Source organism: Streptomyces sp. Inha503 (assembly GCF_047215865.1).
Lineage (GTDB): Bacteria > Actinomycetota > Actinomycetes > Streptomycetales > Streptomycetaceae > Streptomyces > Streptomyces lycopersici.
In genome coordinates, this window is sequence record NZ_CP178360.1 from 1,548,222 (window position 1) to 1,571,446 (window position 23,225).

Consider the following 23,225-nt stretch of genomic DNA (forward strand, 5'->3'; position numbering starts at 1 on the left):
GTGTGTCGTCGCGCGGGGCCGGGCGGTCACGAGGTACCGAACTCCCGGTCGATGAGCTCGAACATGGCCTCGTCGGTCGCGGTGTCCACGTCGAACTCCTCGTCCTGGTCGGCGGTTGTGGCGCCTGCCGCGGTCTCCCACTGCTCGACCAGCAGATGGAGGCGGGCCAGCACCGTGGCGTGGGTCGTGGCGTCGGGGGTCACCTCGGCCAGGGTCGTGGCCACGGTGTCGAGCTCGGCCATCAGCACCTCCGAGGTGTCGACCTCCTGGCCCAGTTCGGCCAGGAGGTGGCGGGCGAGGGACGCGGGGGCGGGGTGGTCGAAGATGAGCGTTGCGGGCAGCCGTACCCCGGCCCGGCGGGAGAGCCGGTTGCGCAGCTCCACGGCGGTCAGCGAGTCGAAGCCGATCTCCTTGAAGGGCTGGTCGGGTTCGATCAGATCGGCCGAGGCGTGGCCCAGGACGGCGGCGGCTTCCTGCTGGACCAGGTCGAGCAGGATCTTCTCCTGCTGGCCGGCGGTTGCCCTGACCAGCCTGCTCACCAGGTCGTCCGGGTCCGCCGCCGCGTTGTCGACGGCCCGGCGCGGGGTGCGGACGAGGGCGCGAAGCAGTGCGGGCAGCGAGCCGGAGGCGGCCAGGGTGCGCAGGGCGGCGAAGTCCATGTGCGCGGGGACCAGTACGGTGTCGGGGCCGCGCAACGCGGTGTCGAACAGCTCCATGCCCTCGGGTACGGAGAGTGCGAGCATGCCGCCCTGGGCCATGCGCCGCTGGTCGGAGTCGTCCAGGTGCGCGCTCATGTCGGTCACCTGCCCCCACAGGCCCCAGGCGAGGGAGGTGGCGGGCAGCCCGTTGGCATGGCGGTGGCGGGCGAGCGCGTCGAGGAAGGCGTTGGCGGCGGAGTAGTTGCCCTGGCCCGGGGAGTCGAAGGTGCCCGCCCCGGAGGAGAAGAGGACGAACGCGGCGAGGTCGAGGTCGCGGGTCAGCTCGTGGAGGTTGAGCACCGCGTCCACCTTGGGGCGGAACACCGTGTCCAGGCGTTCCGGAGTCAGGGTGGTGATCACGCCGTCGTCCAGCAGTCCGGCGGTGTGCACCACGGCGGTCAGCGGGGCGTCCTGGGGGATCGAGCCGAGCAGTGCGGCCACCGCCTCGCGGTCGGCGAGGTCGCAGGCCACCGTGCGCACGGTGGCGCCCAGCGCGCCGAGCTCGTCCTCCAGTTCGGGGATCCCCGTGGCGTCCCTGCCACGCCGTCCGGCCAGGACGACGTTGCGCATTCCGTGTTCGGTGACCATGCGCCGGGCCACCAGGCGGCCCAGCGAGCCGGTGCCGCCGGTGACCAGGAGGGTGCCGGTGGCGTCGGGGGTGCGGGGCAGGGTGAACACGTTCTTGCCGATGTGCCGTCCCTGGCTCATGTGGCGGAAGGCGGCCGGGGCGTGGCGTACGTCCCAGGTGTTCAGCGGCAGCGGGTGCAGCGCTCCTCGGTCGAACAGCTCGACCAGTTCGCTCAGCATCTCCCCGATGCGGTCGTTGCCCGCCTCGTAGAGGGAGAACGCCTGGTAGGAGACGCCGGGGTGAGTGGTCGCGACCTCTTCGGGGCTTCGCAGGTCGGCCTTGCCCATCTCCAGGAACCGGCCTCCTCGGGGCAGCAGCCGCAGTGACGCGTCCACGAACTCCCCGGCGAGGCTGTCCAGCACCACATCGACGCCCCGGCCCCGGGTGGCGGCCAGGAAGTGGGATTCGAAGTCCACGGTGCGCGAGTTGCCGAGCCGGTCCGCGCTGATTCCGGTGGCGCGTATGGCGTCCCATTTGGCGGGGGCGGCGGTGGCGAACACCTCGGCGCCCCAGTGGCGGGCGAGCTGCGCGGCGGCCATGCCGACGCCGCCGGCGGCGGCGTGGATCAGTACGGACTCACCGGATCGCAGACCGGCGAGGTCGCGCAGCCCGTAGTAGGCGGTGAGGAACGCCATGGGCACGGTGGCGGCCTGCTGGAAGGACCAGTCGTGCGGGATCCTGACCACGGTGCGGTGGTCGGCCACGGCCAGCGGGCCGACGGCGTCGGGGAACAGCCCCATCACCCGGTCGCCCACGGTGAGCCCGGCCACTCCGGGGCCGATCTCGGTGACCACTCCGGAGCCCTCGTTGCCGATGGTGGCATCGACCCGGTTCATGTCCAGCGCCACCAGGACGTCCAGGAAGTTCAGCCCCGCGGCCCGGACCTCGATCCGGACCTGACCGGCCGCCAGGGGTTCCAGCGCGGCGGGTGCGGGGCGCAGCGCCAGACCTTCGAGGGTGCCGTCGGTGCCGGGTTCGAGCCGCCAGGCCGCCACGCCCGCGGGTGGGGCCAGTGCGCCCGTGGTGTCCGCGCGGGTGAGGCGGCGGGCGTAGCGGATGCCGTCGCGGAGGGCGAGTTGCGGCTCCCCGCCGGTGAACACGCCGGGCAGCAGGGCCAGGGACGCCTGGGCCCGGTCGGTGTCCACCAGGGTGATCCGTCCGGGGTTCTCGGCCTGGGCGGACCGGAGCAGACCGCATACGGCGGCGGCGCTGGGGTCAGAGAGCTCGCGGTCGTGGTGCACGGCCACCGCGCCGTGGGTGAGTACGAGCAGCCGGGTGTCCTCGAGTTCGGGTGCGGCCAGCCAGGCCTGGAGCAGTTCCAGTACCCGGCCGGTCACCTCCCGTACGCCGCTCGCGCTCGGCTCCTGGCCGCCGGCGGCCAGGTCCAGGAGCAGCGCGTCGGGCACGCCCAGGTCTGCCGTCTCGGCCAGTTCGCGGATGTCCTCGGCGGTCGCCACCGGTACGGGGTGGAGGGTGTCCGGTGCGGTGTCGGCCGAAGGTGCCGATAGCTCGTCCCAGCCGACGCGGAACATCCACTCCCGGGTGGGGCCGACGCCGGTTTCCAGCAGTTCGGTGGCCACCGGCCGGGACACCACGGAGCCGACGGTGGCGACGGCCGCGCCGCCGGTGTCCGCCAGGTGGAGTGCCACCTCCTCGGGGCCGTTCGGTGCGATGCGGACGCGTAGCGCGGACGCCCCGGCGGCGTACAGGGCGACATCGCGGTAGGCGAACGGCAGCGCCAGCGTGGCCTGGGCGGCGCCGAGGTCGCGGAAGGCGATCGCGTGCATGGCGGAGTCGAGCAGCACCGGGTGCAGTCCGAAGCCGTCCGCCGAGAGCCCCTGGCCGTCGGCCAGGGCGACCTCGGCGAACACCTCCTCGCCCCGGGTCCACACCGCGCGCAGCCCCCGGAAGGCCGGTCCGTAGCCGTAACCGGCGGCGGCCATGTCCTCGTACGCCTCGGCCACGCGCTCGGTGTCCACCGCGACCGCCCCGGCCGGTGGCCACTGGGTGAGGCCGGTGTCGGGCGGGGTGGCGACGGCGGCCGGGGCCAGGACACCCGTGGCGTGCCGTGTCCAGGCCGCCCCGGGGCCGCTTCCCTCCGCGCGGGAGCGCACGGAGAGCGGGCGCCGCCCGGAGTCGCCCGCCTCGCCCACGAACACCTGGAGGCGCGCGCCGTCGCCCTCGGCCAGGGTGAGCGGTGCCTCGATGACGAGCTCCTCGACGACACCGCAGCCCACCTCGTCACCGGCGCGCACCGCCAGCTCCACGAACGCCGCCCCGGGCAGCAGCACCGTGCCCGCCGCCGCGTGGTCGGCCAGCCACGGGTGCGTACGCAGCGACAGCCGGGAGGTGAACAACACCCCGCCGGACTCGGGGACTTCGGCGACCGCGCCCAGCAGGGGGTGCTGGGCCGGTTCGAGGCCGAGCCCGGACGCGTCACCGACGGCGTCGGTCGACTCCAGCCAGTAGTGGTGCCGTTGGAAGGCGTACGTGGGCAGATCGATCCGGCGCGGGTCCGAACCGGCGAACACCGTCGCCCAGTCCACCGGCAGCCCGCCCACATGGCCCTCGGCGAGGGAGGCCAGGAACCGCCGCGCACCGCCCTCTTCGCGCCGCAGGGAACCCACGGCCACCGCGTCGGCCCCGGCGTCCTCGAACATCTGCTGCATGGCCGTCACCAGCACGGGATGGGCGCTGGACTCGACGAAGAAGCCGAATCCGTCGGCGAGCAGTTCATGGACGGCGCCCTCGAAGTCGACCGGCCGGCGCGCGTTGCGGAACCAGTACTCGGCGTCCAGTTCGCCGGTGTCCAGCACACCACCGGTGACCGTCGAGTAGAACGGGATGTGGCCGCGGCGCGGGGTGATGTCGGCGAACATCGCGAGGATGCGGTCCCGCAACGGATCGACCTGGGCGCAGTGCGAGGCCACCGTCGAGCCCACGACCTGCGCCCGGATCCCGTCGGCCTTGCACCCGGCCACGAACTCCTCCAACGCGGCCACCTCGCCCGCGACGGTCACCGCCGAGGGGCCGTTGCGTCCGGCGATCACCAGTCGCTCGCCCCAGTCCGCCAGCCGCTTCTCCACGGCGTCGGGCGACACCGCCACGGAGGCCACCGCGCCCCTGCCCACCAGTTCCTCGGCGAACAGTGCGCTGCGCAGGACCACGATCCTGGCCGCGTCCTCCAGCGACAGCGCCCCTGCCACGTACGCCGCCGCGATCTCCCCTTGGCTGTGGCCGACCACCGCCGCGGGTTCGACCCCGGCCGCCGCCCACACCGCCGCCAGGGACACATGCACCGCGAACAGCGCGGGTTGCAGGATCTCGATCCGGTCCAGGGAAGGCGCGCCCTCCGCCCCCTGGATCACATCGGTGACCGACCAGTCCAGGTGGCGGCCCAGCGCGTCGTCACATTCGGCGAACCGGTCGGCGAACGCCGGTGAGGAGGCGAGCAGTTCGGCCGCCATGCCCTGCCACTGCGAGCCCTGGCCGGGGAAGACGAAGGCGATATGCCCGGTGGCCGGGCCGGTGCCGCGGATCACATCGGGCGCGGGGGCGTTCTGGGCCAGTGCGGCCAGGCCACGCAGCGCCGCCTCCCGGTCGGTGGCCAGCACCACGCCGCGTTGTTCCAGCGCGGCGCGCCCGGAGGCCAGCGACCAGCCCAGGTCCGGTAGGGCCACGTCGGGGCGTTCGTCCAGGAACGACAGCAGGCGCTGGGCCTGAGCGCGCAGCCCCGACTCGCCCCTCCCGGACACCAGAAGCGGCACCGGGGCGCCGTCGAGCACCGGGGCGTCGTCCAGGACCGGTGGTGACGACGGAGCCGGTTCGGTGGCGGCGGTGCCGGTTTCCGCGGTGGCACCGGTCGCGGAGCCGGGTTCACCGGGCCGGCGGGCCGGGGCCTCTTCGAGGATCACATGGGCGTTGGTGCCGCTGATGCCGAAGCCCGATACGGCGGCCCGGCGCGGCCGTCCCGTCTCCGGCCACGGCTGCTCGCCGGTCAGGAGTTCCACGGCACCGGCCGACCAGTCCACCTGGGGCGTGGGCGCGTCCACATGCAGCGTCTTCGGCAGTACGCCATGCCGCAGCGCCATCACCATCTTGATCACACCGGCCGCACCGGCGGCGGCCTGGGTGTGACCGATGTTGGACTTCACCGACCCCAGCCACAGCGGACGGTCGCGGTCCCGGCCGTACGTGGCCAGCAGGGCCTGCGCCTCGATGGGGTCGCCCAGCGCCGTACCCGTGCCGTGTGCCTCCACCACGTCCACATCGGCGCCCGTCAGCCGTGCGCTGCTCAGCGCCCGGCGGATGACCCGCCGTTGTGAGGGGCCGTTGGGCGCGGTGAGGCCGTTGGAGGCACCGTCCTGGTTCACCGCCGAGCCGCGCACCACCGCCAGGACCGGGTGCCCCGCGTCAACGGCGTCGGACAGGCGCTCCAGCAGAAGCACACCCGCGCCCTCGGAGAACCCGGTGCCGTCCGCCGAGGCCGCGAATGCCTTGCACCGGCCGTCGGGGGCCAGGCCGCGCTGGCGGGAGAAGCCCACGAAGGCGTCGGAGGCCGCCATCACGGTGACGCCACCGGCCAGCGCCATCGAGCACTCACCCGCCCGCAGCGCCTGCGCCGCCAGATGCAGCGCCACCAGCGACGAGGAGCACGCCGTGTCGATCGTCACGGCCGGGCCTTCGAGGCCGAGTGCGTAGGAGACCCGTCCGGACAGCACACTTCCCGCGCCACCGGTGAGGATGAAGCCCTCCAGCCCTTCGGGGACCTCGGCGAGACCGGAGCCGTAGTCGTGGAACGCGATACCGGAGTAGACGCCGACGTCCTTGCCCCGTTTGCTGGTCGGGTCGATCCCGGCGCGCTCGAACACCTCCCAGGACAGCTCCAGCATGATCCGCTGCTGGGGGTCCATCGCCACGGCCTCCCGGGGCGAGATGCCGAAGAAGCCCGCGTCGAACTCCCCCGCGTCGTGCAGGAACCCTCCTTCCGTGGCATAGCTGGTGCCGGGGTGGTCCGGATCGGGGTGGAAGAGGTTGTCCAGGTCCCAACCGCGGTTCACCGGAAAGCCGGAGATGCCGTCACCGCCGGTGGACACCAGCTCCCACAGGTCTTCCGGGGTGCTCACCCCGCCCGGCAGCCGGCAGGCCATCCCGACGATCGCGATGGGGGCGGAGGTGGCCGCGACCGCCTTGTCGTACTCGTGCTTCAGCCGGGCGTTGTCCTTCAGCGAGGCGCGCAGGGCGTCGACGATCTGTTCGCTCTGGCTACTGCTCATGGCTGCCTCCCACCGCGTCGAGTGCGTTCACAACTGGGTTCCGTCGAACGCCCGTTGGACCAGTCCGGCGATATCCATTCCATCGATCAGGTCGAGCTCCTCATCAGCGGACGGCCGACTGCCATCCCGTGCGGCCGCTTCGGTCCTGGCCAGCGACCGCAGCGCATCGAGCACTCCGGCCTCGCGGAACCGGCTGAACGGCACGGCGGCCAGTACGCGGCGGATCTCCTCCTCATCGGCCTCGGTGGCCTCGTCGTCGCCCTGGTCTCCCAGGAGCTCGGTGCGCAGGTACTCCACCAGCGCGGTGGGCGTGGGGTAGTCGAAGACGAGAGTGGCCGGCAGCCGGGTGCCCAGTGCGGCGCCGAGGGTGTTGCGCAGGTTCACGGCCGCGAGGGAGTCGAAACCCATCTCCTGGAAGGCCCGTTGCGGTTTGACGGCCTCGACACCGCTGTGGCCCAGCGCGATGGCCGCGTTCTCGCGCACCACCTTCATCAGGGCGCGTTCCCGCTCGGCGTCGGAGCCCGCGGCCAGTTCGCGCAGGAACTCCGAGGCGGATTCGTCGGTGGCATCGTCCGTACGAAGGCTGTCGACGATCTCCTGAACGCCCGGCAGATCGCCGATCAGCGGGCTGGGCCGCAGTGAGGTGAAGGCCGGAACGAACGCCGACCAGTCGATGTCCACCACGGCCACGAGCGTGTCGTCATGGCGGACGGCGTGCGTCAGGGCCGCCATGGCCGCCTCCGGTGCCATGGGCAGCACACCACGGCGGCGCAGTTGCTCCTGGGCCGTGGCATCGGCGGCCACGCCAAAGCCGTCGATCACACCCCAGGCCACCGAGGTGGCCACCAGCCCTCTGGCGCGGCGCCGCTCGATCAGGGCGTCGAGCTGGGCGTTGGCCGCGCCGATCAGCCCCTGGCCGCCACCGCCCCAGACGCTCGCGACCGACGAGAAGACCACGAACAGATCCAGCTCCCGGTCGGCGAGGAGCGTGTCGAGATGCAGCAGGCCGTCGACCTTGGCCGCCAGCGTCTCCGCAAGTTCATCCGCGCCGGTGGCATCGGTCTGGGCGATCCGCGCCAGGTCGGCGGTGTGAACGACACCGGAGAGCTCGGGATACGCGGCGGGGCCGGTGAGCAGCCGCTCCACCGCGTCCCGGTCGGTGAGGTCCGTCGGGCACACCGTCACCTTCGCACCCAGACCGCTCAGCTCGTCGCGCAGGGCCACCACGTGCGGTGCTTCATGCGGCGCCTCCGGATCGGAGCCGACGGTCAGCACCAGGTGCTCGGCACCGGCACCGGCCAGCCAGCGCGCGGCATGCCTGCCGAGACCCTCCGTACCGCCGGTGACCAGGACGGTGCCACGCGGCCGCCACTCCGGCTTCGTCGCGCCGGTGGGCAGGGGATGGCCCCGCAGCCTGCGTACGAAAGCCCCCGTGGCGCGGATCGCGAGCTGATCCTCATCGCCAGGATCGGCCAGCGCGGCGAGGAGGGTCCGGGCGGCCCGGTCGTCGAACACGTCCGGGAGGTCCACCAGCGCCCCCCATCGGTCCGGCTGCTCCAGCGCCACGGCCAGGCCGAGCCCCCACACCGCCGCCTGTTCCGGGGCACTGAGCCGGTCCGTCGCGCCGACGGTCACCGCGCCTCGGGTGGCGCAGTAGAGGCGATGCCCCGAGCCCGCTGAACCCGCCGGGCCCAGGTCGCCGAGGGCCTGCACCAGCGCCAACGTGGCCGCGGTCCCCTCGGTGAGCGTCGCGGAGCCGGGACGTACGCGCTGGTCGAGAGCGAGCAGGGAGAGCACACCGGCGATGTCGTCGTGGTCCGCCAGCGCGCCGCGCAGCATCTCGGCGAAGGCGGCGCGGTCGGGTGATTCCGGTCCGTCGGGCCGCAGGGTCGTGGTGCGCAGACCCTGGCGATTCAGCACCGGGGCCACCCGGGCCGCGTACTCCTCGTCCTGGCAGCCGTACGGCAGGACGACCAGCCAGGTGCCGGTGGGTACGCCGGAGGTGGCGCCGGGGAGTGGCTTCCAGGTGACCTGGTAGCGCAGCCGGTCCGCCGCGGACTTCTCACCACGCTTGCGCCGCCAGTCCGACAGCACGCCCAGCGCACCGCCCATGGCGTCCAGAGCGGCACGGTTCTCGTCGGCGTCGGCCAGGTCAAGCGCTTCGGCCACCGAGCCGAGGTCGCCGCGTTCGACCGCGGCCCAGAACCGGGCGTCGATGGCGTCGGTGCCGCCGGAGGCACCGGCGGGGCTCTGGTCAGAGGCGGGCCGGGTGCCGTGGAGCCAGTAGTGGGCGCGCTGGAAGGCGTACGTGGGCAGATCGGGGAGGTGGACGGGCGGAACGGCGCCGCCGAACAGAGCGCTGAAGTCGATGCGTACGCCTGCCACATGCAGGTGAGCGACGGCGGACATCAGCGCCCGGGGTTCGTCGCCCTCCCGCCGTAGCGACGGCACCACCACGGGCTGTTCGGCCGCCTCTTCCGGCACGCAGTCCCCAACCATCGCGGACAGCACGGCATCCGGCCCCAGTTCGAGATAGGTGCTCACACCGTGGTCGGCAAGCGCCCGTACTCCGTCCGCGAAGCGCACGGCGGCACGCACATGCTCCACCCAGTACTCGGGGGAACACACCGTCTCCGTGTCCGCCAGTCGGCCCGTCACATTGGAGACCAGGGGGATCAGTGGTGCGGTGAAGGACAGATCGGCGATCGCCTCCCGGAACTCCTGAAGCATGGGCTCCATACGTGCGGAGTGGAACGCGTGCGAGACCGCCAGACGCCTCGTCCGGCACCCCTGCTCCGACAGCTCCCGCGCCACCCGCAGCACCGGCTCCTCATCACCGGAGAGCACCACCGCCGCAGGACCGTTCACCGCCGCGATATCCACCCCCGACACCAGCAACGGACGCACCCGCTCCTCACCCGCCCCCACCGCCACCATCGCGCCACCCTCCGGCAACGCCTCCATCAACCGACCCCGCGCCGCCACCAACACCGCCGCGTCCCCCAACGACAACACACCCGCCACATGCGCCGCCGTCACCTCACCGATCGAATGCCCACCGACGACATCCGGCACCACACCCCACGACTCCACCAACCGGAACAACGCCGTCTCCAGCGCAAACAACCCCGCCTGAGCAAACACCGTCCGCTCCAACAACTCACCATCCCCGAACACCACCTCCCGCACCGAACCCGACACCCCACCCGCACCCAACTCCCCATCCAGCACCTCACACACCACATCGAACGCATCCCGGAACACCGGGAACGCCTCATACAACCCACGCCCCATCCCCACCCGCTGACACCCCTGACCAGCGAACAACACCCCCAACCGACCACGCACCACCGAACCCGACACCACCCCCGCAGCCGACTCACCCCGCGCCACCGCACCCAACCCCGCCAACGCCTCCTCACGATCCCCCGCCACCACCACCGCACGATCCGACAACCCCGCCCGACCACAGCCCAACGCAACAGCGAACTCGCCGAGATCCTGGTCAGGTCGATGGTCCAGGAAGGACGACAGCCGCTGTGCCTGCGCCCGCAGGGCGCTCTCGCCTCGCGCGGATACCGGAAGAAGAGCCAGGCCGCCCGGCGGCCGCGGTGCGAGCGGAGCCAGGTCAGGGATGTCCGAGGGCTGTTCCAGGATGACGTGGGCATTGGTGCCGCTGACGCCGAACGCGGACACCCCGGCCCGGCGCGGACGCGCCACTTCCGGCCACGCCCGCTGCTCAGTCAGCAACTCCACCGCGCCCGACGACCAATCCACCTGCGGCGACGGCTCATCCACATGCAACGTCTTCGGCAATACCCCATACCGCAACGCCAATACCATCTTGATCACACCAGCCACACCCGCAGCCGCCTGCGCATGACCAATATTCGACTTCAACGAGCCCATCAGCAGAGGCCGGTCACGATCCTGGCCATACGTGGCCAGCACCGCCTGCGCCTCAATCGGATCACCCAGCGGCGTCCCCGTGCCATGCGCCTCCACCGCGTCCACATCACCCGCCACCAGCCCCGCACCCGCCAACGCCCGCCGGATCACCCGCTGCTGCGACGGACCATTCGGCGCCGTCAACCCATTCGACGCACCGTCCTGATTCACCGCGCTGCCCCGCACCACCGCCAACACCCGATGGCCACGCCGCTGGGCGTCCGACAACCGCTCCACCAGCAGCACACCCGCGCCCTCGGCCCATCCCGTGCCGTCCGCCGAGGCCGCGAACGACTTGGACCGGCCGTCGGGGGCGAGCCCGCGCTGGCGGGAGAACTCCACAAAGGCATCCGGTCCGGCCATCACCGTCACCCCACCGGCCAGCGCCATCGAGCACTCCCCCGCCCGCAACGCCTGACCCGCCAGATGCAACGCCACCAACGACGACGAACACGCCGTGTCCACCGTGACCGCAGGACCCTCGAACCCCAGCACATACGACACCCGACCCGACAGCACACTGCCCGCGCCGCCGGTCATGAGGTAGCCCTCGGAGCCGTCGGGGGCCGTGTCGAGGCGGCTGGTGTAGTCGTAGTTGACCATTCCGGCGAAGACACCGATGTCCTGGCCACGGAGCGAGACCGGGTCGAGCCCCGCGCGCTCCAACGCCTCCCATGACGTTTCCAGCAGCAGCCGCTGCTGCGGGTCCATCGCCAGCGCCTCGCGCGGCGAGATCCCGAAGAAGTCCGCGTCGAATTCGGCCGCGTCGTAGAGGAAACCACCTCGTCGCGCGTAGCTGGTCCCCGGGTGGTCCGGGTCCGGGTCGAACAGGTTCTCCAGGTCCCAGCCTCGGTCCACCGGGAACTCCCCGATGCCCTCGGCCTCCACCAGGACCAGTTCCCACAAGTCCTCCGGCGAGGCGACACCACCCGGCAACCGGCAGGCCATCCCCACGATCGCGATTGGCTCCGTGGGATCGCCAGCCGCCCACACCGATTCGGTCCGTCCGGCGTCCTGTCCGAGCAGCCGGGCGTGCAGGAATGACGCGAGCGCGGCCGGTGTCGGATGGTCGAAGGCGAGCGTGGTGGGCAGCTCGGCGCCGGTCAGGTCGCGCAGGCGGTTGCGGAGCCGGACCACGTTCAGGGAGTCGAAGCCGAGATCCTGGAAGGGCCGTTCGCCGTCGATCGCCGACGCGTCGTCGTGCCCCAGCACTGCGGCCACGCTGGTCAGCACCAGGTCAAGGACCAGCCGGTGCCGCTCGGCCTCGGTGCCGGACCTCAGCCGCTCGACGAAGGTCGTGGCGTTGGCTTCCTGTGGCGCTGTGGGCTCCGGCAGCGGCCGAGGACCCGGCCCACCCACCGCGGAGGCGTCCGATACGGGGGCGTCCGGCCAGTACCGCCGGTGCTGGAAGGCGTACGTCGGCAAGTCGACCCTGGGTCGCGAGGTTCCCGGGAGCAGCGCGGTCCAGTCGACCGGGACACCACGGACATGCAGTCGAGCGAGCGCGGCCACAGCGGCGACCGGATCGGGCTGGTCGCCGCCGTGCAACGTGGGGACGAACATGGCCGGGTCGGCGCCGTCGCCCAGCGCTTCCTGCGCCATGGCGGTGAGGACACCACCGGGGCCGAGTTCGAGGAAGGTCGTGACATTCTGGGCGTGGAGTGCGGTGACGCCATCGAGGAAACGGACGGTCCTGCGCGCGTGCTCGACCCAGTACTCCGGGGAGCACAGCTGGTCGGGGGTGGCCAACTCGCCCGTGGCGTTGGAGACGATCGGCACCGCCGGAGGCGCGTACGACAGACCGGCGGCGATTCCGTGGAACTCGTCGAGCATGCCGTCCATATGCGCGGAGTGGAAGGCATGGCTCACCCGCAGCCGCTTGGTCCGGTACCCCTTGCCCGCGCATATCCGCTCGATGGCCACCACGGCGTCCTGGCCGCCGGAGACGACGACGGAGACGGGCCCGTTGACCGCGGCGATGTCCACGGCACCCGGCACGTCGGCCAGCAGAGAGCGAGCCACCGGCTCGGAGACGTTGAGCGCGACCATCGCGCCACCGGGCAGGGCCTGCATCAGCCGCCCCCGGGCGGCCAGCAACGCGGCCGCGTCCTCAAGGGACAGCACGCCCGCCACATGGGCGGCGGTCAGCTCACCCACGGAGTGGCCGGCGAGGAAGTCGGGGCGCACTCCCCAGGACTCGTACAGCCTGAACAGCGCGGTCTCCAGCGCGAACAGCCCCGCCTGAGCGAACAGGGTGTGGTCGAGCGACTCCGCCTCAGGGGTGCCTGGCTGGGCGAACACGACGTCCCGGACGGGGTGCGGGGCATGCCCGGCGTCGACCAGATGGCGGTCCAGTCGCGCGCAGGCCGCGTCGAAGGCATCGCGGAACACGGGATGGCGTGCGTGCAGTTCCCGGCCCATCCCTGGGTGCTGGCTGCCCTGCCCGGTGAACAGCACCGCGAGCCTGCCGGGGCTCGCCACACCTCGCGCCACGGGGCCATCGCCCGGCCCGGCGATGGCATCCAGTCCGCTCAGCAACTCCGCACGCCCCGTGCCCACGACCACGGCCCGGTGGTCGAATGTGGCCCGTGCGGTGATCAGGGAGTGTGCGATGTCGCCCGGGCCGAGCTCCTGGTGGCCGCGGGCGAATTCCGCGAGCCGGGCCGCCTGGCCGTACAGCGCGTCGGCGCTCCTGGCCGAGATCACCCACGGTATGGCGGGGATCGCTTCCGGGTCCTGTGTGGCGGGCTCGGCGGCGGTGGCCGGTGCCTGCTCCACGATCACATGGGCATTGGTGCCGCTGACGCCGAACGCGGACACCCCGGCCCGGCGCGGACGCCCCGTCTCCGGCCACGCACGCTCCTCGGTCAGCAGCTCCACCGAGCCCGCCGACCAGTCCACCTCCGGGGTGGGGGCGTCGACGTGCAGTGTCCGCGGCAGGACACCGTGCCGCATCGCCATGACCACCTTGATCACACCGGCCACGCCCGCGGCGGCCTGGGCATGGCCGATGTTGGACTTCACCGAGCCCAGCCACAGCGGCCGTTCGCGGTCCTGGCCGTAGGTGGCGAGGATGGCCTGCGCCTCGATGGGATCGCCCAGTGCCGTACCCGTGCCATGGGCCTCGACCACGTCCACCTCGGCGGCCGACACACCCGCTCCGGCCAGCGCCTGCCGGATGACACGCTGCTGCGACGGGCCATTCGGCGCCGCCAGACCGTTGGACGCGCCGTCCTGGTTCACCGCACTGCCCCGCACCACCGCCAGCACCTGGTGACCGTTCCGCTCCGCGTCCGACAGCCGCTCCAGGAGCAGCACACCGACACCTTCGGCCCACCCCGTGCCATCGGCCGAGGCGGCGAAGGGCTTGCACCGGCCGTCGACCGACAGTCCGCGCTGACGGGAGAAGTCCACGAAGGCATCGGGCCCGGCCATCACCGTCACCCCACCGGCCAGCGCCATCGAGCACTCCCCCGCCCGCAACGCCTGACCCGCCAAATGCAACGCCACCAACGACGACGAACACGCCGTGTCCACCGTCACCGCGGGACCCTCCAGGCCCAGGGTGTAGGCCACGCGCCCGGACAGGACGGCCGCGGAGACGCCGGTGATCCGGTGCCCTTCGACCTCGTCCGGAACCTGGCGCAGACGGATCGCGTAGTCCTGGGTGTTCATTCCGGTGAACACTCCGATGCCGCTGCCGCCCAACGTAGTCGGGTCGATCCCGGCCCGCTCGAACACCTCCCATGAGGTCTCCAGCAGCAGCCGCTGCTGTGGATCCATCGCCAGCGCCTCGCGCGGCGAGATGCCGAAGAACTCGGCGTCGAACCCGGCGGCATCGGGCAGGAAGGCGCCGTGCCGTACGTAGGAGGTGCCGGGGTGGTCCGGGTCGCGGTCGTAGAGCGCGGACAGATCCCAGCCACGGTCGTCCGGGAAGTCGCCGACGGCGTCACCGCCTTCGCTGATCAGCCGCCAGAAGTCCTCGGGGCTGTTCGCGCCGCCCGGGAACCGGCAGCTCATCGCCACAATCGCGATGCCATCCTCCGAGGGCTCGGTTGCGGGTACCGGGGTAGCGGGGGCGCTCGGCGACCCCAGCAGCTCGGTGTGCAGATACCGGGTGAGCGCCCGTGGGCTGGGGTGGTCGTAGAGCAGGGTCGAAGGCAGCCGGAGGCCGGTGGCCGTGTTGAGCCGGTTGCGCAGTTCCACGGACGTCAGCGAGTCGAACCCCAGCTCCCGGAAGGCCCGTTCGGCGGCGATGCCGTCCGTCGACGAGTGTCCGAGCACATGGGCGGCATGGTGTGTGACCAGGTCCAGCAGCGTGTGCTCCCGCTCGGCGGGGTCCAACGACTCCAGCCGCCGTACGAGGTCGGTACGCGGCGTTGCCGTACGGCTCACGGCCCGGCGGCCGGGTGGCACCAGCTTGTGCAGCAGAGGGACGACCGGAGTGGCGGCCGCCGCGTCGGCGCGGAGTCCCGCGAGGTCCAGGCGGGCCGCCACCAGCGCGGGCGTGGCGGTGCGCAAACCGGCGTCGAACAGCGCCAGACCGGTCTCCTCCGACAGGGCGCTCATGCCGAAGCGCCGGGTGTGCTGCCGCAGGTCGGCCGCGGTGAGATGGGCGGTCATCTCGCTGCTGAGCGCCCAGTGGCCCCAGGCGAGGGAGGTGGCCGGTAGACCTTCCGCCCTGCGCCGCTGAGCGAGGGCGTCCAGGAAGGCGTTGGCCGCGGCGTAGTTGGCCTGTCCGGGGTTGCCGAAGACGCCCGCGGCCGAGGAGAACATCACGAAGGCGGCGAGCTCCATGTCGCGCGTGAGCTCGTGCAGGATGAGGGCCGCGTCCGCCTTGGGACGGAGGACTGTGTCCAGCCTCTCGGGTGTCATGGTGCTGACCACGCCGTCGTCCAGGACCCCGGCGGTGTGGACGACCGCCGTGAGGGGCGCTTCGGCGGGGAGCGAGGCCAACAGGTCCGCCACCGCGGTCCGGTCTGCGATGTCGCAGGCCACGGTGCGTGCGGACGCGCCCAGCGCGCCGAGTTCGGACTCCAGCTCCGCCGCGCCTTCGGCCGCACCGCCACGTCGGCTGACCAGCAGGAGGTTACGTACACCGCGCTCGGCAGCGAGGTGCCGGGCGAACAGCCGACCCAGCGCACCGGTGCCACCGGTGATGAGCACCGTGCCGGTCGGGTCCAGCGGCCGTCGTGGCTCTTCCTCGTTCGGCGTGGCGCGCACCAGCCTCGGTACGGATGCCACCCCGGCGGTGACGGCGATCTGCGGTTCGCCGGTGGCCAGGGCGGCGGGCAGCAGCGCGCCGGAGGCGTCGTCCTCGTCCATCGCCACCAGGACCAGCCGGTCCGGGGCCTCGGACTGTGCCGAACGCACCAGCCCCCAGACGGCCGCGCGGATCGGGTCGGTGACCTCACGCGTGACGATGACCAGCCGCGCATCCGTCTCCGGTGCGGCCAGCCAAGCCTGGACCCACTCCAGCGCCTGCGCGGTGAGCGCCCGAAGGCCGTGCGTGGTGTCCGTCAGGTCCACGCGTACGAAGGGTGGTACGTCGCCGTGATCGGCCAACGTTGTCAACTCGGCCGGACTCGCCACCGTCACCATCGCCGGATCCGAAGTGGCCGAGGGAACAGGGAGGGGGAACCACTCCACCTCGAACAGCGCGTCCCGCGGAGCCGTTCCGGCTGCCGACACCAATACGTCGGCCGGGAGCGGCCGCGACGTCACCGAGCCCACGGACCCGACCGCCCTCCCTGCGGAATCCGCCAGTTGCAGCGTCACACCGCCCTGACGGTCGGGGCCGATGCGGGCGCGCAGCGCGGTCGCGCCGGTCGCGGACAGGGACACCGCACGGTAGGCGACGGCCAGCGCCGATGTCCCGGCGTGCGTGTCGGCGTGGCATACGGCTTCCAGCAGGGCGGGGTGCAGTGTGTAACGCGAGGCTTCGGCCTGCTGCTCGTCGGCCAGTTCCACCTCGGCGAACACATCGGCGCCACGTTCCCACGCCGAACGCAGCACACGGAGCGCCGGGCCGATGCCACGTCCGCCCCTTGCCAGATCGTCGTACAGCTGGTCCACGTCGATGGGGGTGGCTCCGGGTGGCGGCCACGTCGCGAGGTCGATGTCGGGCGCGGTGGTGGACTGGGCGAGCGTGCCCGTGGCGTGTCGGGTCCAGTCCGTACCGCGCGACCCCGACCGGTTGCCTTGCTGACGGGAGTGGACGGTGAGGCGTCGTCGGCCGGTCCCATCCGCCCCACCGACGACGACCTGGAGCTGCACACTCATGCCCGTCGTGAGCACGAGCGGGGCCTCGATCCGCAATTCGTCGACGGTGCCGCAGCCGACCTCGTCACCGGCGCGCACCGCCAGCTCCACAAGGGCCGATCCGGGGAGGACGGCCGTGCCCGCCACCGTGTGATCGGCCAGCCACGAGTGGGTGCTCAGCGACAGCCGGGAAGTGAACAACACCCCGCCCGTGTCCGGCAGTTCCACCCAAGCGCCCAGCAGAGGATGCTGAGCACCGGCGAGGCCGATGGCGGTCACCTCACCGGTCCGGGGGCCGCTCTTCAGCCAGTAGTGCTCGTGTTGGAAGGCGTAGGTCGGCAGGTCACACGCGGTGTGCACGGGGGCCTTGCCGAGCAGGGCGGACCAGTCGACGGGGACGCCGCGTACGTATGCCTCGGCCAGGGAGGTGAGCACGCGGCGCATCCCGCCCTCGTCCCGGCGGAGTGTCCCGGTCACCACGACCGGTCCGGCGTCCGCTTGCTCCGCCGCCGCCTCAATGCTCATCGTCAGCACCGGATGCGCACTCACCTCAACGAAAGCCCGGAAGTCCTCTTCCAGCAGGCGCTCGATGGACGGGGCGAAGCGGACGGTGCTGCGCAGATTGCGGTACCAGTACCCGGCATCCAACTCGGCCGTATCCACCCACTCCCCCTCCACCGTGGAGAAGAACGGGATACGTGAGGACACCGGCCGCACCTGCGACAACGACCGGGCCAGCTCCTCCTCGACCGCCTCCACCTGCGCCGTATGCGAGGCGTAATCCACATCAACCCACCGCGCCCGCACCCCCACCCCCTCGCACTCCCCCACCAACTCCCGCAACGCCTCCCGCTCACCAGCCACCACCACCGACAACGGCCCATTCACCGCCGCCACCCCAACCCGACCCGACCACCCCTCAACCAACAACTCCGCCTCACCCACACCCACAGCCAGCGACACCATCCCGCCACGACCCGACAACCCAGCCGCGATCGCCCGACTACGCAACACCACCACCCGCGCCGCATCCTCCAACGACAACCCACCCGCCACACACGCCGCCGCAATCTCCCCCTGCGAATGACCCACCACCACCGACGGCACCACACCAGCCGCCAACCACACCCGCGCCAACCCCACCATCACCGCAAACGACACCGGCTGCACCACATCCACCCGCTCCAACGACACACCACCCCCCACACCCCGCACCACATCCACCAACGACCACCCCGTCAACGGATCCAACACCCCCGCACACTCCGCCAAACACTCCGCGAAGACCTCCGACTCTCCCAACAACTCCGCACCCATCCCCACCCACTGCGCCCCCTGACCAGGAAAGACAAACGCCACCCGGCCCTGGACATCGGCCCCGTCTGCCTCCCCGCCCTCCGCCACCGCCGCCAGCCCCGCCAGGGCCTCCTCGCGGTCCCCCGCCACCACCACCGCACGATCCGACAACGCGGCCCGACCAGAAACCAGCGCCGCCCCCAGCTCCCCAACGCCCAGCCCCGGACGAACCCGCACATACTCCAGCAACCTCCGCGCCTGCCCCCGCAACCCCGCACCACCACGCCCCGACACCACCAACGGAACCACACCACCCGGAACCTCCGGCACGACGTCAACCGCCGCCTCCGGCGCCTGCTCCAAAATCACATGAGCGTTCGTCCCGCTCACCCCGAACCCCGACACCCCCACCCGACGCGGACGCCCCACCTCAGGCCACACCCGCTGCTCAGTCAGCAACTCCACCGCACCCGACGACCAATCCACCTGCCGCGACGGCTCATCCACGTGCAGCGTGCGCGGCAGCACCCCATGCCGCATCGCCAACACCATCTTGATCACACCCGCCACACCCGCAGCCGCCTGCGCATGACCAATATTCGACTTCAACGAGCCCATCAGCAGAGGCCGGTCACGATCCTGGCCATACGTGGCCAGCACCGCCTGCGCCTCAATCGGATCACCCAGCGGCGTACCCGTCCCATGTGCCTCCACGACATCCACATCACCCGCCACCAGCCCCGCACCCGCCAACGCCCGCCGAATGACACGCTGCTGCGACGGACCATTCGGCGCCGTCAAACCATTCGACGCACCGTCCTGATTCACCGCACTACCCCGCACCACAGCCAACACCCGATGCCCGAGCCGCTCCGCATCCGACAACCGCTCCACAACCACCACACCCACACCCTCAGCCCACCCCGTACCATCCGCCGACGCCGCGAACGACTTGCACCGCCCATCGGCGGCGAGCCCACGCTGACGGGAGAACTCCACAAAGGAGTCCGGCCCGGCCATCACCGTCACCCCACCGGCCAGCGCCATCGAGCACTCCCCCGCCCGCAACGCCTGACCCGCCAAATGCAACGCCACCAACGACGACGAACACGCCGTGTCCACCGTCACCGCGGGACCCTCCAACCCCAGCACATACGACACCCGACCCGACACCACGCTCGCCGAGGTGCCGGTCATCAGATGGCCTTCCAGACCGGCTGGAGCATCCGCTCCATCGGTGGAGCCGACTCCGTAGTCCTGATGCATCATCCCGGCGAAGACACCCACGTCCTGACCCCGCAACGAGACCGGATCGATTCCGGCCCGCTCCAACGCCTCCCATGACGTCTCCAACAGCAACCGCTGCTGCGGATCCATCGCCAGCGCCTCACGTGGCGAGATCCCGAAGAAACCGGCGTCGAACTCCCCCGCGTCATACAGAAACCCGCCCCGACGCGCATAGCTCGTCCCCGCGTGATCCGGATCCGGATCGAACAGGTTCTCCAGATCCCACCCCCGATCCGCCGGGAACTCCCCAATGCCCTCACCGCCTGCCAGAACCAGCTCCCACAACTCCTCCGGCGACCTCACCCCTCCCGGCAACCGGCAGGCCATCCCCACGATCGCGATCGGGTCATCGGCCAGACCCGCCCCGGCGACCACAGTCGAAGCCGGGACCGAGGCCGGGGCCGAAGCCAGGACCGAATCCGGGGCCGAATCCGGAGCCAAGTCCGGGAAACCGGTCGGCACTCCCCTACCGCCGAGCAGTTCCCGCCGCAGCAGGCTCCCCAACGCCAGCGGTGTGGGGTGGTCGAAGGCGGAGGTGGCGGGCAGGCGGAGCCCGGTGGCCTCGCTCAGCCGGTTGCGCAGTTCCACCACCGTGACCGAGGTCAGGCCCAGGTCGGTGAAGGCCCGCTCGGGCTCGACGGTCTGCTTGTCGGCCAGGCCCAGCAGGTCGGCCAGGTGTTCGCGGACGAGATCGGTGAGCAGCCGGCCCCGGTCGGCCTCCTGCGTGTCCATCAGCCGCTCCCGCAGTGCGACCGTGACCGCCTCGTCCACGGTGGCGGTACGGGCCGGGACGTCGATCAGGTCCTGGAGCAACGGGGAGGTCGTCCCGGTCGGCACGGCGGTCGGATCGAGCTTCATGGCGACGAGTTGGGCATGGTCCACGCCCAGGGCGGCGTCCAGCGCGGCAAGCGCCTCCCTGGCGCTCAGGGCGCCGGTCGCCTCGTCGGTCTCCCCCTCCCACGGCCCCCAGGCGATGGACTGAGCCGGTACCCCTCGCACACGCAGATGCTGGGCATAGGCATCGAGGAAGGCGGCGGAGGCGGCCTCCGTGGTTTCCCCTGCCGCGCCCAGCAGCCCCTTGGTCGAGGAGGACAGCACGAACGCGGTGAGATCGGCGTTCCGGGTGAGCTCGTACAGCGTCCTGGCCTCGGCGGCCACGCGTCCGTCCGACGGCTCGTCCACGGCCTCCCATGCGTGGACGACCACGCTCAAGGGGCTGGTGGCCTTGGCCAGCGCCCGCCTGAGTTTTGTGCGGTTGTCCAGTTCGCATTCGACCAGTCGGACATCGGCTCCGGCATCGATGAGCTGGGTACGGAGCTCGTCAGCCCGGCCGCCCTGCCCCGGTGGAGCGATCAGCAACAGTTGGCGGACGCCGTAACCGGTCACCAGATGCCGGGCGATCGCGGCGCCGCGCGTGGTGTCCACTCCGGTGACGACCGCGGTGCCGTGGGGGTCGAAGGCCACGGCCGCATCCCGCTGGGCATCCGGCCCCATGCCCAGACCCACGTCCAGGGCCACCCGTTCAAGCCGTGGCAGCAGCACGACGCCCGAGCGCACCGCGCTCTGGGGCTCGCCCGACGCCACCGCCGCCAACAGCCCACCCACACACGTCTCGTCATCGGGCGCGTCGAGGTCGACGATGGCGATACGGCCGGGATGATCGGCCTGCGTGGAGCGCACCAGCCCCCATAGCGCGGCCTGTTCCGGGTTCGGCACATCCTCGCCCGGGGTCGTCGCCACGGCGCCTTGCGTGACCACCACCAGCAGGCCATCGGACAGCTCCGCGGAGGCCAGCCACGTCTCGACGTCCCTCAGGACGCCCTCGGTGGTGTCCGCGGGGACCGAAAGCAGAGCCACGGCGGGCGGGGGACTTCCGGCGGCCACCGCCGCTCTCAGGTCGGCCGTGTCGATGTGCTCGCCCAGCTCGGCACCGCCCGAGGCCCGCAGCAGGCCGACGAGCCCGGGTGCATGCCGTCCGAGCAGGACCCAACGGTCGGGCCGAGGCCGTGGGGCGGACAGCTGAGGGGCCGACGGCGGTGAGGCAGACGGCTGTGAGGCAGACAACGCCGACAACTGCGTGGCCGACGGCTGTGGGACCCACCTCGTACGGAAGAGCGCGTCATGGTAGGCGTTGCCCACCGCGCGCAGCCGTGCCGGGCCGTCCAGCAGCCGGTGCCGGGTGACCTTGCCGGTCGCGGTGCGCGGGATCCGCTCGATCTCGTACAGCTCCTCGGGCACCTTGAAGTACGAGAGTCGCTCCCGGCACAGGGCGAGCGCCTGGGCCGGGTCGAAGCCGCCTGGTGCGGGGACGATGAAGGCCACCGGGACTTCGCCGAATACGTCGTGCGGCTTGCCGACCACGGCGGCGTCGGCCACGCCGGGCGCCATCCGCAGGACGTCCTCCACCTCGACGGGGTGGATGTTCTCCCCGGCGCGGATGATGAGTTCCTTGAGCCGCCCGGTGACCGTCAGATAGCCGTCCCGGTCGCGGCGGGCGAGGTCGCCGGTGTGGAACCAACCGTCCCGCAGCGCCTCGGCGGTGGCTTCGGGTTGGTCGTGGTAGCCCGCCATGATGTTCGGGCCGCGGACCCACACCTCGCCCTCGGTCCCGTCGGGCACGTCCAGGCCGGTGCGGTGGTCGACCACCCGCAGGGCCAGGCCGGGGACGGGCAGTCCGCAGGAGCCCTCGACCCTGGGCCCGGTGGGCCAGTTGATGGCGATGGAGCCGGAGGTCTCGGTGCTGCCGTACGCGTCGATGAGCGGGGCCCCGAAGGCGTCCTCGACCGAGCGCCGCAGCGCCGCCGTGGTCACGGCGCCACCGACCAGACCCACCCGTAGCTCCGGGGCGGTGAACCCGGGCGCCTTGGAGGCGCGGACGAGGTAGTGGTACAGCGTGGGGACTCCGGCGATGACCGTGGAGCGCTCCTGGCCCCACTGCTCCAGCACGTCCTCGGCGGAGTGTCCGTCGGTGATCCGGGCGGTCGCTCCGACGGCGGTCACGGCCAGCACGCACACGATGTGGGAAAGGCTGTGGAACAGGGGCAGCGGCCAGAGCACACGGTCCTCGGCGGTGAGCCCCAGCGCGGGTACGTACGACGCGGCGACCGACCAGAGGCAGTTGCGCTGGGTGGCGAGCACACCCTTGGGCTTGCTGGTGGTGCCGGAGGTGAAGAGCATCCAGGCGATGTCGTCGAGGCCGTGGTCGTCGCGGGCGGGTGTGTCCGGCTCGGTGGTGGCGTACCGCTCGTAGGACAGGCAGCCCGCGGGGACCGGGTCCTCCCCCACCACCAGCACGGTCAGCGGACTCGCTGCGGGGTCGAGCCGGCGCAGCAGCGGCAGGTGGGCGGAGTCGGTGATGACGACCTGACTGCCGCTGGCAGTGAGCAGATGTTCCAGTTCGGCCTGGGAGACATGCGGATTGACCGGGACGCCGATCCCCCCGGCGCGGACGACGGCGAAGTAGCTCTCCACCATCTCGACGCGGTTGCCGAGGTACATGGCCACGCGGTCGCCCGGCAACAGGCTCAGTCCGGCCAGATGGCCGGCGAGCCGGCGGGTGCGCGCCTCCAGCTCGGCGTAGCTGATGGCGCGCCGGGCGTCGGCGTAAGCGGTCTTGGCGCCGAAGCGGCGACTCTGTTCGGTGAGGAGGTCCTGGATCGGGCGGATCAGTTCGGTGCGCAGCATGCCACCTCTACCCTCCCTGCGGTCAGGGTTCCAGGTGACGCGTCAGCGGCTTCACCCACTCCAGCTTCACACCGGAAAACTAGGAGAATCCCCTGATTCACCCCCCTCATCCCCCCTTACTTCGTGATCGTCAAGCCCCCTTTGTCC

General features: G+C 71.8%; 2 protein-coding genes. Both read right to left on the bottom strand.

Going from position 1 to position 23,225, the window contains the following annotated elements; translation table 11 throughout:
• Positions 1–26: 26 nt before the first annotated feature.
• Positions 27–6,602, bottom strand: coding sequence for a type I polyketide synthase (locus ACJX2R_RS06435; RefSeq protein ID WP_413099203.1), 6,576 nt, complete (start codon positions 6,600–6,602; stop codon positions 27–29).
• 27 nt (positions 6,603–6,629) lie between these two features.
• Positions 6,630–23,078, bottom strand: a complete 16,449-nt coding sequence (locus ACJX2R_RS06440) for a type I polyketide synthase (protein ID WP_413099204.1) — start codon at positions 23,076–23,078, stop codon at positions 6,630–6,632.
• Positions 23,079–23,225: the final 147 nt, after the last annotated feature.

Excerpts from the sequence above, each read along its gene's own strand:
- ACJX2R_RS06435 (WP_413099203.1), bottom strand. The coding sequence starts at position 6,602 with ATGAGCAGTAGCCAGAGCGAACAGATCGTCGACGCCCTGCGCGCCTCG.
- ACJX2R_RS06440 (WP_413099204.1), bottom strand. The coding sequence starts at position 23,078 with ATGCTGCGCACCGAACTGATCCGCCCGATCCAGGACCTCCTCACCGAA.